Consider the following 15,384-nt stretch of genomic DNA (forward strand, 5'->3'; position numbering starts at 1 on the left):
ATGAACCCATTCAAAGGCCGGCATTTTCAGCGTGACATCATTCTGTGGGCCGTACGCTGGTACTGCAAATACGGCATCAGTTACCGTGAGCTGCAGGAGATGCTGGCTGAACGCGGAGTGAATGTCGATCACTCCACGATTTACCGCTGGGTTCAGCGTTATGCGCCTGAAATGGAAAAACGGCTGCGCTGGTACTGGCGTAACCCTTCCGATCTTTGCCCGTGGCACATGGATGAAACCTACGTGAAGGTCAATGGCCGCTGGGCGTATCTGTACCGGGCCGTCGACAGCCGGGGCCGCACTGTCGATTTTTATCTCTCCTCCCGTCGTAACAGCAAAGCTGCATACCGGTTTCTGGGTAAAATCCTCAACAACGTGAAGAAGTGGCAGATCCCGCGATTCATCAACACGGATAAAGCGCCCGCCTATGGTCGCGCGCTTGCTCTGCTCAAACGCGAAGGCCGGTGCCCGTCTGACGTTGAACACCGACAGATTAAGTACCGGAACAACGTGATTGAATGCGATCATGGCAAACTGAAACGGATAATCGGCGCCACGCTGGGATTTAAATCCATGAAGACGGCTTACGCCACCATCAAAGGTATTGAGGTGATGCGTGCACTACGCAAAGGCCAGGCCTCAGCATTTTATTATGGTGATCCCCTGGGCGAAATGCGCCTGGTAAGCAGAGTTTTTGAAATGTAAGGCCTTTGAATAAGACAAAAGGCTGCCTCATCGCTAACTTTGCAACAGTGCCTAAAATAAGCCTTATATCCAAGCATAAAACAAGGTTGTCTAGACTTCTTTTAACAGTAAAGTTATCATAAAACTGAATTTTATTTTTTAGGTAAGTTTATGCATTCTATCCGCATTCGTTAAGACACAACTATTTGCATAGTGACACTATTTTATAATGGTGGGCTTTTGTTGTGTCTTTAAGAATATATGCGGATATATAAAGTAAAAGTATGCTTAATTTATAAGTATGCTTTTAGTGCATAGTTTCCAGTTATAACTTAATTGACTAGCTATTTGTCCACCCTGTGGATGAATAGCTTTTTTTTTGGGAGGACACTGTGATGCTAGCTTTTCTTTTCACCTAAATCCTGTTTGCTGCATAAAAAATTTCAAGAGCTAAACAGGAGTAAATAAAAATGAGTTTAATTATTAAAGCGAGAAACATACGCTTGGATTATGCTGGGCGTGATGTTTTGGATATTGATGAATTGGAAATTCACTCTTATGACCGTATTGGTCTTGTGGGTGATAACGGAGCAGGAAAGAGTAGTTTACTCAAAGTACTTAATGGCGAAATTGTTTTAGCCGAAGCGACATTACAGCGTTTTGGTGATTTTGCACATATCAGCCAACTGGGCGGAATCGAAATAGAAACGGTCGAAGACCGGGCAATGTTATCTCGCCTTGGTGTTTCCAATGTACAAAACGACACAATGAGTGGCGGAGAGGAAACTCGTGCAAAAATTGCTGCCGCATTTTCCCAACAAGTACATGGCATTCTAGCGGATGAACCAACCAGCCACCTTGATCTCAATGGAATAGATCTACTTATTGGTCAACTTAAAGCATTTGATGGAGCATTACTTGTTATCAGTCATGACCGATATTTTCTTGATATGGTTGTAGACAAGATATGGGAGTTAAAAGACGGTAAAATTACGGAATATTGGGGTGGTTACTCGGATTACTTGCGTCAAAAAGAAGAAGAGCGACAACACCAAGCCGTAGAATATGAGCTGATGATGAAGGAACGGGAGCGATTAGAATCTGCTGTGCAAGAAAAACGCCAGCAAGCTAATCGATTAGACAATAAGAAAAAAGGAGAAAAATCCAAAAACTCTACCGAAAGTGCTGGACGACTTGGGCATGCAAAAATGACTGGCACCAAGCAAAGAAAACTGTATCAGGCAGCTAAGAGTATGGAAAAGCGTTTGGCTGCATTAGAAGATATTCAAGCACCAGAGCATTTGCGTTCTATTCGTTTTCGTCAAAGTTCAGCCCTAGAACTGCACAATAAGTTCCCGATTACGGCAGATGGTCTGAGCTTAAAATTTGGTAGCCGTACTATCTTTGATGACGCTAACTTTATAATACCGCTTGGCGCTAAAGTCGCTATAACTGGATCGAATGGAACAGGGAAAACGTCCTTGTTAAAAATGATATCAGAACGTGCTGATGGATTAACCATATCTCCAAAAGCTGAAATTGGCTACTTTACACAAACAGGATATAAATTTAACACGCATAAATCTGTGCTCTCCTTTATGCAGGAAGAGTGCGAGTACACAGTTGCGGAAATTCGTGCAGTATTGGCTTCAATGGGGATCGGAGCGAATGATATTCAAAAAAACTTATCCGACTTATCGGGAGGTGAAATCATCAAACTGCTTTTATCCAAAATGCTTTTAGGAAAATATAATATTTTGCTTATGGATGAACCAGGAAACTATCTTGACCTAAAAAGTATTGCCGCATTAGAAACAATGATGAAGTCCTATGCAGGAACTATTATCTTCGTATCTCATGACAAGCAATTGGTCGATAATATTGCTGACATTATCTACGAGATCAAAGACCACAAAATCATCAAGACTTTTGAGAGAGATTGTTAATGATAGCCAATCTAATCCGAACATTAATTATTGAACTCTTTAAAGGAAATTAAAAATGACAATTCAAGATATTCAATCACTTGCTGAAGCACACGGCTTGTTGCTTACGGACAAAATGAATTTCAATGAAATGGGCATTGATTTTAAGGTCGTTTTTGCTCTTGATACAAAGGGGCAACAATGGTTGCTGCGTATTCCTCGTCGTGATGGCATGAGGGAACAAATCAAGAAAGAAAAACGCATTTTAGAATTGGTAAAAAAACATCTTTCTGTAGAGGTTCCTGATTGGAGAATTTCATCTACAGAATTAGTGGCTTATCCCATACTTAAAGATAATCCTGTTTTAAATTTGGATGCTGAAACCTATGAAATAATTTGGAATATGGACAAAGATAGCCCGAAATACATAACATCTTTGGCAAAAACCTTATTTGAAATCCATAGTATTCCTGAAAAAGAAGTTCGGGAAAATGATTTGAAAATTATGAAACCTTCAGATTTAAGACCTGAAATAGCAAACAATTTGCAGTTAGTAAAATCTGAAATTGGTATAAGTGAGCAATTGGAAACCCGCTACAGAAAATGGTTGGATAATGATGTTCTATGGGCAGATTTCACCCAATTTATACATGGCGATTTATATGCTGGGCATGTACTAGCTTCAAAGGATGGAGCTGTTTCAGGCGTTATTGATTGGTCAACAGCCCATATAGATGACCCAGCGATTGATTTTGCTGGGCATGTAACTTTGTTTGGAGAAGAAAGCCTCAAAACTCTAATCATCGAGTATGAAAAACTAGGGGGTAAAGTTTGGAATAAACTATATGAACAGACTTTAGAAAGAGCAGCGGCCTCTCCTTTGATGTATGGTTTATTTGCCTTAGAAACTCAAAATGAAAGCCTTATCGTTGGAGCAAAAGCTCAGTTGGGAGTTATATAATTTAAAAATATGATTGCTGAGAACTGCCTTGTTTTGAAACTTGGTTGGCTTTAATTAGTTTTTAGTATTCTTTATAGAAAATGCCTCGATCAAGGGGTATTTCTAACAATCATTTAACATAAAATTTCTTATACGAAATGCTTGATATTTCTCTTTAAATATCATTATATTAACGTAAGCCGTTCTGGAGTATAGGGCACCAGAACGGCTTTTTATTGATTATTCATGTTCCACGATCACTAATTGAGCGATGTTCCACGGTTTTATTCAGTTTTAATAAACATCATCCGGTTTTTTGAGGAGTCATTATTTCAAGTGCTTGCACTGAAATTGGCTCTTCAAAAAACTGGAGTCTTGGCTAACCATATGGAAGGAAAAAGCGGCTTAGGAAGCCTCTCTTCTTCTGTTCTGGTTCAACATGCTCCGGGATAGGAATACGCTTATTGTCTTGCTGAGGAGTAGTCAATTCGTCATAGTTCGTTGCTAGTTCCGACCGAGGATCCGTTGCTATATCCTGTTTAAAGCTCTGATCGGTAAAGGTAGTCATATTGGCTTTTGGTGCTTCTAGTAAGCGCTGCATAGCTTCAATCTGTTCTTGATAAAACGATTCACGTTCTAAAGATTGATTTTCTCTCTGTATTGCCTGATTTAATTGTTTTTCCAGTATGTCAACTTGACGTTTTAGTAAGTCAACTTCTGTCAAGTTTTGACTGTTAATTGATTGACTTTGATTGACTGTATCCTCTTTTTTTTGTGGTTCCCCAAAAACTCTTAGGGCCTCTGAAAAGTCAATTAATCCATCAGATCCTTTAGATAAATTTCCTTTGTTTATATGTGCATATATGGCTTGTCTTGAATATCCATAAAGCTTAGCTAACTCTGAAACTGACAGTTTTTTCATTATGTAAACCAGTTTTCAACTTGTGTTAATACCTGACTGTTAACTTAACAATTTCAATTAACAATGTCATTGAAATCCTAATTTTCTGAGTAAAGGAAGTAATTCCTTAAATTTCTCTGCATCTTGCAGCATGGCAGCTATACGTACAGCAAACTGCTGATAGCTTTCTGTGCCTTGTGAATATTTACTCATCTCAGGAAGCTCTGAGAGCTTGTTGGCGAATAGATGGCGTTGTTTATCTGTTATTTTTGAAAAGAGGTCTAATGTATCTGAGGGATCCCCACAAAATTTCCATTCATACAATCAGCTATCAGCCTGTTTGATTACTGCCCAGTCCCACTGAACCACCCACTGTAGTATTTGTTTAAGTCCCTGCTGATAATATTGCCTGCGTATTCGCTGTTTGGGTTCTTTGCAAAGTAATATCCCAAGGAAATTCAGGGCCAATACCCGCCTATTTTTAACGGTGTTAGCTTGATAACGCAGGTGCAAACCCGCTTTCTCCGCTGCGCTACCTAGCAGGTAATGAAACCAATTAACCAATGCGGCCAGTAGTAGCAGTATCTCTAAGCGAGATTTCTTCTTGGTACCATGCAAATCGCTACCCAGGCCATAGCGGTGACTTTTCTGATCACGGAAGCTTTCTTCAATTTGCATTCGGCTACTGTAGCACTTAGCAATTTTATCCGCATACCCATGGCAGTCAGCTAAGGATGACACCAACAACCATGGTTCCTTATACGTCTTATTTTTATCGCGTTTCAATAGCTTATAACCTTTGCCAACCAGGACGGCCTGCGTTTCATAGTGTTGTGTTTGGGCAAGCATGATTTTTCCTACACTTTTTGGATCCTTCTTCGCTTGCCGATAAAGCTGATTAACACTGATAAACTTGTCCTGCTCTGCCAATTTAAGCTTCACATTGCCTCGAACTCTAGCTACATAATGCCATCCCAGCTTACGCACTTGTTTCAGCCATGGAACTTTAAACCCCGCGTCAGTGACAATTACGGGCTTACAGTCCTTGGGTAGCATGGCTTTAAGCTGCTTTAAAAACGCCCCGTGTAGGTGTGGGCAGGTATAATCTTCTGCGGCGGCAATCTTCTGTAGCAGAGTCAACGCTCTACCGTCAGCGGCAATGCTGGCACGCAGGATAAAGTGTCGCTTGGCAGTATCGGCATTGCTCCAGTCAACCAAAATCATCGGCTTAGTTTTATGGCCAACAATAGAAGCCGTCAGCGCAGCATAAATCAATGGCAGCTCTCGTTGCAGGTTAGGATTATTGAGTAGACGATCTGCCCGTTTGATACTGACCTTATCTGAAGAGCCAGGCATCGCCCGGCCAATCGCAGTAACGGTGCAACACGCATCCTTTGCCAGGGCGGTTACCGCATCTAGCAAAACCGAAAATCGGGCTTTATGCATTGATTTTGGCGTGACAAAGGTGAGGAAATCAGCGAGCATAGCTTTTACATTCATGGTGAGCATCCGCGGTGTGGGAGTTTTGGCGAATGATCAGATCAGGAACCGCCATGAATGTTCCCCAATCAACTAACATTTTATTTTAACTACAGAATTTCTGGGGATACCTCAGGTGGTTTGCAACTCTTTGGTTTAATTGGTTTGATTTATGGGCCAATTATTTTTGCGTTAACCATGGTGCTGTTACGGCTTTATACTATTGAGTTTAAAGATTTTCTGGAACGCCAAGACAATAGCTAACAATAAGATTGTTGTACTTTAGCGCTTCGCCCTGCCCATATCGGTATACAGTGGAGATATTCAAACGTTATATTACGAATATCTCCACTGTTACGGTTCATCACAAAAGATAAACAGCTCCTAGTTTCCTTTGGCGCCATGTAAAAAAAATCGCGTAAGTAACTTAACTGATTCGGCATTAGCCAAACGGCCGCGTCGCTCAGCATCTGCAGTGGTATAAATCAAAGACACAAAATATTCTGTTAGTGCGGCAGCATTAATATCAATACGAAACAAGCCCACTTGTTGCCCCGCTAAAAAGTAGCGATCAACCGCATTACTATAATGTGCCCATAGGGTATTTTCTACTGTACAAACTTCGGGTGTGTAATTAAACATTTGATAAATCAATACTTCCCGATGTTCAAGATGCATATTGATAAGTGATGATAACGAGGCATCTGTAGGTTCGACACTCTTAGCTGAAATGGTATCAGCGATATGATTAAGTACTGCTGTGCCGTACTCGTTAATTTTCTCAACTATCGATTCTCTTGAACCAAAGGTACGATGTAAGGTGGAACGACTCACACCAATGGCTTCCGCTAAATCTTTAACCGTTGCGCGTGGTTGCTCTACCATGGCCTTTGCTAGCTTTCTTAATAAGTTATCGTCTAGTTGCATGATAACCCCACAATTAGTAATTCTATTGCGATAGTTTGCGCTTAATTCATCAAAGTGTCAAATGAGACAATATTGTCTCATTTGATTTTAGAGTGTATCATAGCCGCGTTTTGTACTTTAACTTGTAAGGTGAATCATGAATAAGCCGTTTACTCGCCGCAACATTACCGCTGTTGTGCTTTTGTCCAGTGCTTTGTCACTTGTGGGATGCTCCGACTCAACACCAGCGGTACCACAAGAGGCAGGGGCACTTCCGGTAACCACACTTAGCGTTAGGGCTGAAAAGTTAGTGCTGATTAGTGATCTGCCAGGCCGGGTAGAGCCGATGCGAGTTGCACAAGTGCGCGCACGTGTTGCCGGTATTATCTTACAGCGGCATTTTACAGAAGGTGCGGATGTCGCTGCGGGCGATGTATTATTTCAAATTGATCCAGCACCGTTAAAAGCGGCCTTAACACGGGCCGAAGGCGAACAAGCAAAAGCGGATGCAGAGTTGGTAAATGCACGAGCAAAAGTAACACGTTATGAACCGCTTGCCAAAATAGAAGCGATTAGCCAGCAAGATTTAGATACTGCCTTGGCAGAGCTTCGTACAGCGCAAGCTGCTGTTAGTTCGGCAAGAGCAAGTGTTGTTAGTGCCAAACTAGATTTAAGTTATGCCACGGTAACCGCTCCAATTTCTGGGCGAATTGGCCGGGCATTAACAACCGAAGGCGCGTTAGTTGGGCAGGGCGAAGCAACATTGCTAACTACCATACAACAACTTAACCCAGTGTATGTCGATTTTACCCAGCCGGTGGCAAAAGCACTGGAATTACAGCAATTGCTGAAAAGCGGCCAACTTGCTGATAGCCAAGATAAAAAACTAACCGCAACCATCGAAGGTACGCGTTATGAAGCAAAAGGCGATTTGCTTTTTAGCGATATTGCCGTTGAACGCAGCACCGGACAGATCACCTTGCGCGGTGAGTTTGATAATACTGAGAATATGCTGTTACCGGGTATGTACGTAAGAGTAAAAGCACCACAAGCTCAGATAGCGGATGCCATCTTAATCCCGCAACGCGCCGTGCAGTTTGATGCCAGCGGCAAAAGTAGTGTCTGGGTGGTCGATGCTAATAATACGGTACAACAAGTGGCTGTTGAGCTTGGCATTATGCAAGGAAAAAACTGGCAGGTTACGCAAGGATTAAACGCCGGCGATAAAGTGATTACCGGTGGTATATCAGCCTTAACGCCTGGTAGTGCGGTAGTGGATACCGCAGCGGCCCAGTAATTGATGCTTTAGCAGCAGAGGATACACCATGTCTCAATTTTTTATTAGGCGGCCCAATTTTGCTTGGGTAGTAGCCTTGTTTATCACGTTAGGTGGATTACTGGCTTTGCCAAATTTACCTGTTTCACAATACCCAACGGTGGCGCCACCGCAAGTTACTATTTACGCAACATACCCTGGTGCTTCGGCACAGGTATTAACGGACTCTGTTACCAGTATTATCGAACAAGAACTTAATGGTGCCAAAAACTTACTGTATTTTGAATCATCAAGTAATGCCAACGGCATCGCCGAAATCACGGTTACCTTTGAGCCCGGTACGGACCCAGATTTAGCCCAGGTTGATGTACAAAATCGCCTGAAAAAAGCTGAATCGCGCTTACCACAAGTAGTGCTGGATCTTGGCGTACAGGTTGAACAAGCCAGTTCTGGCTTCTTAATGATTTATTCATTGAGTTATACCGACGGTAATGCGCCAGGTGCCGACATTGTGCAACTTGCTGACTATGCAGTGCGTAATGTTAATAATGAAATTTTGCGTGTACCTGGCGTGGGTAAAATCCAGTTTTTTGCCTCTGAAGCCGCCATGCGAATTTGGGTTGACCCGCAAAAACTACTGGCGTACGACTTATCTATTTCGGATGTTAATAATGCCATCAGTGCGCAAAATATTCAGATTGCTGCAGGTAGCTTTGGTAGTAGTCCATCGCTAAAAGATCAGGAATTGGCCATCACCTTACAAGTAAAAGGCATGATGGAAAATCCAGAAGAGTTTGGCAATATCCTGTTACGCTCTACGGCCAATGGTGCCACTGTTAAACTGTCTGATGTAGCCAGAATTGAAGTAGGCAATCAAGAGTATGGCTTTATGTCACGCCAAGATGGTAAACCTACTGTGGGTACAGCAATTCAGTTATCGCCTGGTGCTAATGCTATTGCAACGGCTAAAGCGGTTAAAGATCGTCTGCAAGAGTTGTCGGTATCGTTTCCAGATAATGTCGAATACTCAGTACCTTACGATACATCGCGTTTTGTTGATGTGGCGATCAATAAAGTTATTCAAACATTAATTGAAGCCATGATCTTGGTGTTTATTGTCATGTATTTGTTTTTACAAAACGTGCGTTACACACTCATCCCTTCTATCGTTGTGCCGGTGTGCTTGATGGGTACTATGGTATTTATGTATTGGTTAGGTTTTTCGGTCAATATGATGACGATGTTTGGTATGGTGCTCGCCATCGGTATTTTGGTTGACGATGCTATCGTGGTGGTAGAAAACGTCGAACGTATTATGGCAGAAGAAGGCTTAGCGCCGTTAGCGGCAACCATAAAGGCAATGCAGCAAGTATCGGGTGCTATTGTCGGTATTACGATGGTACTTACCGCGGTATTTTTACCGCTGGCCTTTATGTCCGGTTCTGTTGGTGTTATTTATCAGCAGTTTTCATTGTCTTTAGCGGTATCTATTTTATTTTCTGGCTTTTTAGCATTAACCTTTACTCCTGCACTATGTGCCACTTTGCTAAAGCCAATTCCCGCCGGACATCATGAGAAAAAGGGCTTTTTTGGTGCTTTTAATCGTGGCTTTAATCGTTTAACCGGCCGTTATGTTAATTTAACGACCAACACAGTCAGTAAAACCGGCCGTTATATGCTGGTTTATACCGCTATCTTGGCATTACTGGCATTTGTATACCTGCGTTTACCCGAGTCTTTTGTACCTGAAGAAGATCAAGGTTTTATGATCGTTGATATTCAATTACCCGCAGGTGCCAGCCGTGGTAGAACCGATGCTGTTAGCGCAGAACTGGAAAATTTTCTAGCCGAACGAGAAAGTGTTGCATCAACGTTTTTAGTGATGGGCTTTAGCTTTTCTGGTATGGGCGAAAATGCGGCATTAGCATTTCCAACCTTAACGGATTGGTCTGAGCGTGGTAAAGGGCAATCCGCCGCCGATGAAGTGCAAGCCGTTAATGCACATTTCTATGGCCATAACGATGGTGCAGTGATGGCTGTGTCACCACCTCCTATTGAAGGTTTAGGTAATTCCGGCGGTTTTTCATTACGCTTACAAGATCGCGGCGGTGTAGGGCGCGAAGCACTTATTGCAGCCAGAGATCAATTATTAGGGGCCGTATTTCAAAATCCAGCATTTGCCTATGCCTATATGGAAGGTTTGGCGGACGCACCGCAACTAAGTTTACATATCGATCGTGAAAAAGCCAGTGCACTCGGTGTGCGTTTTGATGCCATTAGTAATGCGCTTTCTACATCATTTGGCTCAATGGTGGTAGGCGACTACTCAAACACCGGCAGACAGCAACGTGTTATCGTGCAAGCTGAAGCCAATAGCCGTGCCACAGCTGAAAGCGTACTAGAGCTTTATGTTAGTAATGATCAGGGTGAACAAGTACCTTTTAGCGCTTTTGCCACAACACAGTGGAGCAAAGGCCCAGTGCAATTGTCACGTTATAACGGCTATCCAGCCTTTAAAATTGGTGGCGATGCAGCACCTGGCGTCAGCTCTGGTGATGCTATGGCGGCAATGGAGCAAATAATCAGTACGCTGCCTGAAGGAATAGGTTATGAGTGGACGGCACTGTCTTATCAGGAAAAGTTTGCCAGCGGCCAAGCACCTAAATTATTAGCACTCTCTATTTTAGTTGTGTTTTTATTATTGGTTGCCTTGTACGAAAGTTGGTCTATCCCGTTATCAGTTATGTTGATTGTCCCAATCGGTGCATTAGGTGCAGTGCTTGCCGTACTTGTCGCCAATATGGCCAATGATGTGTACTTTAAGGTTGGTTTAATCACGATTATCGGGCTTTCAGCTAAAAACGCTATCTTAATCGTGGAGTTTGCCAAAGATCTATTGGCACAAGGTTACTCGTTACGCGAAGCCGCTATTGAAGCTGCAAAATTACGTTTCAGACCCATCGTCATGACTTCTGCGGCATTTATTTTAGGCGTAGTACCACTGGCGTTAGCATCTGGTGCGGGTGCAGCAAGTCAGCAGGCGCTTGGAACAGGGGTTATTGGCGGTATGCTTAGTGCTACAGTCCTGGGTGTTATTTTTGCACCAATTTTCTTTGTTGCAGTGCTTGGTCTATTTAACGCCAAAAAAGCCGAGCAAACCACTCAACCTAATAAGGAGGCGCAATAATGATGCTTTATAAAGTCCCATCGTTAATCGCATTATCTGTTGCGCTGGCTGGTTGTTCATTGGCACCTGACTATCAAAAGCCACAGGCGCCAGTTGCGAGTGCATGGCAAAGTGCTGATACCGCTGTAACCGAGCAAGCAGAAGTACACGGCTGGGAAGCCTTTGTTACCGACGCAGCACTACGAGAATTAGTGCAAACGGCCTTGACGAACAACCGCTCATTTCGCCAAACGTTGTTGGATATAGAAAGCGCCAGAGCACAATACCGTATTGTGCAATCTGATCGATTACCACAGCTGCAAGCTACTGGTAGCGGTAATCGGCAGCAAACACCAGCCAGTTTATCTCCAACTGGTGTAGCAGGCGTTAGCAGCAACTACCAGGTTGGGCTGAGTTTGCCGGAGTATGAACTAGATTTGTTTGCTCGGGTAAAAAACCTCTCAGATGCGGCATTAGAGCAATATTTGGCAACAGAGGCGGGGAGTCGGGCTACGCAAATTGCGCTTATCGCTGAGGTTATTCAAGCATTTTTAACCTACGAAAGTACCCAACAACAGGCCGTTTTGGCTAATAGCACCAGTGAAACGCGCGCAAAATCGTTAGAATTGGTGACGCAAAGACGTAGTTTAGGTGACGCATCAGCGCTGGATTATCAAGAGGCTTATAGCTTATTACAACAAGCAAATATTGCCTTGGAACAAGCTAATCGGGCACATCAACAGGCACAGAACGCCTTAGTGTTATTGCTAGGCACATCCAATACTACAACGCTGTTGCAAAGTACATTATTGGCACAGCCTAATGAAAAACGCATTGTGCAGCGTATTGCGGCTGGCACGCCATCGCTTTTAATTGCTCATAGGCCAGATATTTTGGCCAGTGAGCATCGTTTAAAAGCGCGGCATGCCGATATTGGTGCCGCACGCGCTGCTTTTTTCCCGAGAATTTCATTAACAGGCAATTTTGGTACAGCAAGTAATGAAATGTCGGGTTTATTTGAAAGTGGTTCAAAGGCGTGGGCTTTTATGCCACAAATTTCATTACCTATTTTTACTGGTGGCCGCAACCGAGCTAACTTAACACTGGCCGAGGTCAGAAAAGATATCGCAATAGCAGAGTACGAGTACCAAATCCAAAGTGCTTTTCGCGAAGTTGCCGATGCTTTAGTAGCAAGTAGTTCATTGCAACGGGAAGAAAACGCTCAAGCGGAACTGGCGAGTTCAGCCAATAAAACATTGCAATTAGCCGAAGCGCGTTATCGTGCGGGTGTTGATAGCAATCTGCGTTATTTGGATGCACAGCGTCAGCATTTTAGTGCCCAACAAAATCTGATCACGGTAAGTACACAGCATCAACTCGCACTTGTCGATTTATTTCGAGCACTTGGCGGTAACTGGTATACCAAAACGCATTAATTACTGGCTCAATAAAATACTCAGTAAAGTAAAACAGCTCGCTATTACAGTGAGCTGTTTTTTTGTTTGCAGAATATCAGTACAAACTCAACGTGAGCAAGAGCTGCAGCGGCTGCAGGCAGAGCTACGGTTGGCACAGCAAGCTCTGAGTGTTAAACAACAAGAGGTGGTAACGGGATCCTGATTTTTTTTCACAAATCCTAATTTAACATGTTGTTTTTATAAATAAATATTTTTCACGCGTCAATGAACAGCGCCGAAGAATAGAGAGTATAAAAAAATCTGTGTAAGTGGCATTCTATCCATGTATTTGAAAGGAATGAAGAATGCCAGTATCAGACCAGCTTATCGACCAGTTATTAGCTGACTACAAATCCCCGGAAGACCTGCTTGGTGAGCAAGGTATCCTTAAGCAGTTGACCAAAAAGCTTGCCGAACGCGCCCTTGAAGCCGAGATGGAGCAGCATCTAGGTTATGCCAAACATGATGCCGCCGGTAAAAACACCGGTAACTCCCGCAACGGTAAAAGTCGTAAATCAGTGCGCCTGAGGGATCCCCACAAAATTTCCATTCATACAATCAGCTATCAGCCTGTTTGATTACTGCCCAGTCCCACTGAACCACCCACTGTAGTATTTGTTTAAGTTCCTGCTGATAATATTGCCTGCGTATTCGCTGTTTGGGTTCTTTGCAAAGTAATATCCCAAGGAAATTCAGGGCCAATACCCGCCTATTTTTAACGGTGTTAGCTTGATAACGCAGGTGCAAACCCGCTTTCTCCGCTGCGCTACCTAGCAGGTAATGAAACCAATTAACCAATGCGGCCAGTAGTAGCAGTATCTCTAAGCGAGATTTCTTCTTGGTACCATGCAAATCGCTACCCAGGCCATAGCGGTGACTTTTCTGATCACGGAAGCTTTCTTCAATTTGCATTCGGCTACTGTAGCACTTAGCAATTTTATCCGCATACCCATGGCAGTCAGCTAAGGATGACACCAACAACCATGGTTCCTTATACGTCTTATTTTTATCGCGTTTCAATAGCTTATAACCTTTGCCAACCAGGACGGCCTGCGTTTCATAGTGTTGTGTTTGGGCAAGCATGATTTTTCCTACACTTTTTGGATCCTTCTTCGCTTGCCGATAAAGCTGATTAACACTGATAAACTTGTCCTGCTCTGCCAATTTAAGCTTCACATTGCCTCGAACTCTAGCTACATAATGCCATCCCAGCTTACGCACTTGTTTCAGCCATGGAACTTTAAACCCCGCGTCAGTGACAATTACGGGCTTACAGTCCTTGGGTAGCATGGCTTTAAGCTGCTTTAAAAACGCCCCGTGTAGGTGTGGGCAGGTATAATCTTCTGCGGCGGCAATCTTCTGTAGCAGAGTCAACGCTCTACCGTCAGCGGCAATGCTGGCACGCAGGATAAAGTGTCGCTTGGCAGTATCGGCATTGCTCCAGTCAACCAAAATCATCGGCTTAGTTTTATGGCCAACAATAGAAGCCGTCAGCGCAGCATAAATCAATGGCAGCTCTCGTTGCAGGTTAGGATTATTGAGTAGACGATCTGCCCGTTTGATACTGACCTTATCTGAAGAGCCAGGCATCGCCCGGCCAATCGCAGTAACGGTGCAACACGCATCCTTTGCCAGGGCGGTTACCGCATCTAGCAAAACCGAAAATCGGGCTTTATGCATTGATTTTGGCGTGACAAAGGTGAGGAAATCAGCGAGCATAGCTTTTACATTCATGGTGAGCATCCGCGGTGTGGGAGTTTTGGCGAATGATCAGATCAGGAACCGCCATGAATGTTCCCCAATCAACTAACATTTTATTTTAACTACAGAATTTCGGCACTGTTGCAAATAGTCGGTGGTGATAAACTTATCATCCCCTTTTGCTGATGGAGCTGCACATGAACCCATTCAAAGGCCGGCATTTTCAGCGTGACATCATTCTGTGGGCCGTACGCTGGTACTGCAAATACGGCATCAGTTACCGTGAGCTGCAGGAGATGCTGGCTGAACGCGGAGTGAATGTCGATCACTCCACGATTTACCGCTGGGTTCAGCGTTATGCGCCTGAAATGGAAAAACGGCTGCGCTGGTACTGGCGTAACCCTTCCGATCTTTGCCCGTGGCACATGGATGAAACCTACGTGAAGGTCAATGGCCGCTGGGCGTATCTGTACCGGGCCGTCGACAGCCGGGGCCGCACTGTCGATTTTTATCTCTCCTCCCGTCGTAACAGCAAAGCTGCATACCGGTTTCTGGGTAAAATCCTCAACAACGTGAAGAAGTGGCAGATCCCGCGATTCATCAACACGGATAAAGCGCCCGCCTATGGTCGCGCGCTTGCTCTGCTCAAACGCGAAGGCCGGTGCCCGTCTGACGTTGAACACCGACAGATTAAGTACCGGAACAACGTGATTGAATGCGATCATGGCAAACTGAAACGGATAATCGGCGCCACGCTGGGATTTAAATCCATGAAGACGGCTTACGCCACCATCAAAGGTATTGAGGTGATGCGTGCACTACGCAAAGGCCAGGCCTCAGCATTTTATTATGGTGATCCCCTGGGCGAAATGCGCCTGGTAAGCAGAGTTTTTGAAATGTAAGGCCTTTGAATAAGACAAAAGGCTGCCTCATCGCTAACTTTGCAACA

Annotated in this window: 11 protein-coding genes and 3 pseudogenes; 9 read left to right on the plus strand and 5 right to left on the minus strand. The window is 43.8% G+C overall.

The genetic code is table 11. The features are described 5' to 3' along the window. From KXJ80_RS00900 to KXJ80_RS00910, 3 genes are all read left to right on the plus strand, one after another. Positions 1-705 (plus strand): IS6-like element IS26 family transposase, encoded by a 705-nt coding sequence (locus KXJ80_RS00900; protein WP_001067855.1) that lies wholly within the window; start codon positions 1-3, stop codon positions 703-705. 449 nt (positions 706-1,154) lie between these two features. Next, a complete protein-coding gene (gene msr(E), locus KXJ80_RS00905) occupies positions 1,155-2,630 on the plus strand; it encodes an ABC-F type ribosomal protection protein Msr(E) (RefSeq protein WP_000052512.1) in 1,476 nt (491 codons plus the stop codon). A gap of 55 nt (positions 2,631-2,685) precedes the next feature. Beyond that, positions 2,686-3,570 carry an Mph(E) family macrolide 2'-phosphotransferase gene (locus KXJ80_RS00910; protein WP_000155092.1) on the plus strand — a complete coding sequence of 295 codons (885 nt, stop codon included), beginning with the start codon at positions 2,686-2,688 and terminating at the stop codon, positions 3,568-3,570. Between the two features lie 358 nt (positions 3,571-3,928). Here the strand turns inward: KXJ80_RS00910 and KXJ80_RS00915 are convergent, their stop codons facing one another. The 3 genes and pseudogenes from KXJ80_RS00915 to KXJ80_RS00925 form a co-directional block, all read right to left on the minus strand. Next, positions 3,929-4,471, minus strand: coding sequence for a plasmid replication DNA-binding protein (locus KXJ80_RS00915; RefSeq protein ID WP_004896925.1), 543 nt, complete (start codon positions 4,469-4,471; stop codon positions 3,929-3,931). Positions 4,472-4,537: 66 nt separating this feature from the next. Continuing rightward, positions 4,538-4,741, minus strand: a pseudogene (locus tag KXJ80_RS00920) (hypothetical protein); the annotation flags it as partial. A 33-nt stretch (positions 4,742-4,774) separates the two neighbouring features. Beyond that, the gene (locus KXJ80_RS00925) at positions 4,775-5,959 is read right to left on the minus strand and encodes an IS4-like element ISEc29 family transposase (RefSeq protein ID WP_002001451.1); all 1,185 of its coding nucleotides are present in this window, start codon (positions 5,957-5,959) and stop codon (positions 4,775-4,777) included. Between the two features lie 105 nt (positions 5,960-6,064). On the opposite strand from KXJ80_RS00925, the pseudogene KXJ80_RS00930 reads away from it, so the two are divergent. Continuing rightward, a pseudogene (locus tag KXJ80_RS00930) lies at positions 6,065-6,193 on the plus strand (AI-2E family transporter); the annotation flags it as partial. A 120-nt stretch (positions 6,194-6,313) separates the two neighbouring features. Here KXJ80_RS00930 and KXJ80_RS00935 read toward each other — a convergent pair. After that, positions 6,314-6,856 (minus strand): TetR/AcrR family transcriptional regulator, encoded by a 543-nt coding sequence (locus tag KXJ80_RS00935; RefSeq protein ID WP_259474348.1) that lies wholly within the window; start codon positions 6,854-6,856, stop codon positions 6,314-6,316. A 136-nt stretch (positions 6,857-6,992) separates the two neighbouring features. On the opposite strand from KXJ80_RS00935, the gene KXJ80_RS00940 reads away from it, so the two are divergent. From KXJ80_RS00940 to KXJ80_RS00955, 4 genes and pseudogenes are all read left to right on the plus strand, one after another. After that, positions 6,993-8,132, plus strand: coding sequence for an efflux RND transporter periplasmic adaptor subunit (locus tag KXJ80_RS00940; RefSeq protein ID WP_224021292.1), 1,140 nt, complete (start codon positions 6,993-6,995; stop codon positions 8,130-8,132). A 28-nt stretch (positions 8,133-8,160) separates the two neighbouring features. Beyond that, entirely contained in the window at positions 8,161-11,298 is a 3,138-nt protein-coding gene (locus tag KXJ80_RS00945) for a multidrug efflux RND transporter permease subunit (protein ID WP_069455556.1), read from the plus strand. Further along, on the plus strand, positions 11,298-12,713 hold the full coding sequence (locus tag KXJ80_RS00950) for an efflux transporter outer membrane subunit (RefSeq protein WP_170919401.1): 1,416 nt from the start codon (positions 11,298-11,300) through the stop codon (positions 12,711-12,713). Before KXJ80_RS00945 ends, KXJ80_RS00950 begins: the two co-directional genes overlap by 1 nt. Before the next feature lie 326 nt (positions 12,714-13,039). Next, a pseudogene (locus tag KXJ80_RS00955) lies at positions 13,040-13,258 on the plus strand (transposase); the annotation flags it as partial. Between the two features lie 34 nt (positions 13,259-13,292). Here KXJ80_RS00955 and KXJ80_RS00960 read toward each other — a convergent pair. Next, positions 13,293-14,477 carry an IS4-like element ISEc29 family transposase gene (locus tag KXJ80_RS00960; protein WP_259474349.1) on the minus strand — a complete coding sequence of 395 codons (1,185 nt, stop codon included), beginning with the start codon at positions 14,475-14,477 and terminating at the stop codon, positions 13,293-13,295. Between the two features lie 155 nt (positions 14,478-14,632). Here KXJ80_RS00960 and KXJ80_RS00965 point away from each other — a divergent pair, with 155 nt between their 5' ends. Continuing rightward, a complete protein-coding gene (locus tag KXJ80_RS00965; protein WP_001067855.1) occupies positions 14,633-15,337 on the plus strand; it encodes an IS6-like element IS26 family transposase in 705 nt (234 codons plus the stop codon). The last annotated feature ends 47 nt before the right edge of the window (positions 15,338-15,384 follow it).

Source organism: Shewanella xiamenensis (assembly GCF_024971755.1).
Classification (GTDB): Bacteria; Pseudomonadota; Gammaproteobacteria; order Enterobacterales; family Shewanellaceae; genus Shewanella; species Shewanella xiamenensis.

What these genes read in the sequence shown, in the direction of transcription:
- KXJ80_RS00910 (WP_000155092.1), top strand. Translation starts at nt 2,686, where the DNA reads ATGACAATTCAAGATATTCAATCACTTGCTGAAGCACACGGCTTGTTG.
- KXJ80_RS00940 (WP_224021292.1), top strand. Translation starts at nt 6,993, where the DNA reads ATGAATAAGCCGTTTACTCGCCGCAACATTACCGCTGTTGTGCTTTTG.
- KXJ80_RS00925 (WP_002001451.1), bottom strand. Translation starts at nt 5,959, where the DNA reads ATGCTCACCATGAATGTAAAAGCTATGCTCGCTGATTTCCTCACCTTT.
- KXJ80_RS00900 (WP_001067855.1), top strand. Translation starts at nt 1, where the DNA reads ATGAACCCATTCAAAGGCCGGCATTTTCAGCGTGACATCATTCTGTGG.
- KXJ80_RS00965 (WP_001067855.1), top strand. Translation starts at nt 14,633, where the DNA reads ATGAACCCATTCAAAGGCCGGCATTTTCAGCGTGACATCATTCTGTGG.
- KXJ80_RS00935 (WP_259474348.1), bottom strand. Translation starts at nt 6,856, where the DNA reads ATGCAACTAGACGATAACTTATTAAGAAAGCTAGCAAAGGCCATGGTA.
- KXJ80_RS00945 (WP_069455556.1), top strand. Translation starts at nt 8,161, where the DNA reads ATGTCTCAATTTTTTATTAGGCGGCCCAATTTTGCTTGGGTAGTAGCC.
- KXJ80_RS00915 (WP_004896925.1), bottom strand. Translation starts at nt 4,471, where the DNA reads ATGAAAAAACTGTCAGTTTCAGAGTTAGCTAAGCTTTATGGATATTCA.
- KXJ80_RS00960 (WP_259474349.1), bottom strand. Translation starts at nt 14,477, where the DNA reads ATGCTCACCATGAATGTAAAAGCTATGCTCGCTGATTTCCTCACCTTT.
- KXJ80_RS00950 (WP_170919401.1), top strand. Translation starts at nt 11,298, where the DNA reads ATGATGCTTTATAAAGTCCCATCGTTAATCGCATTATCTGTTGCGCTG.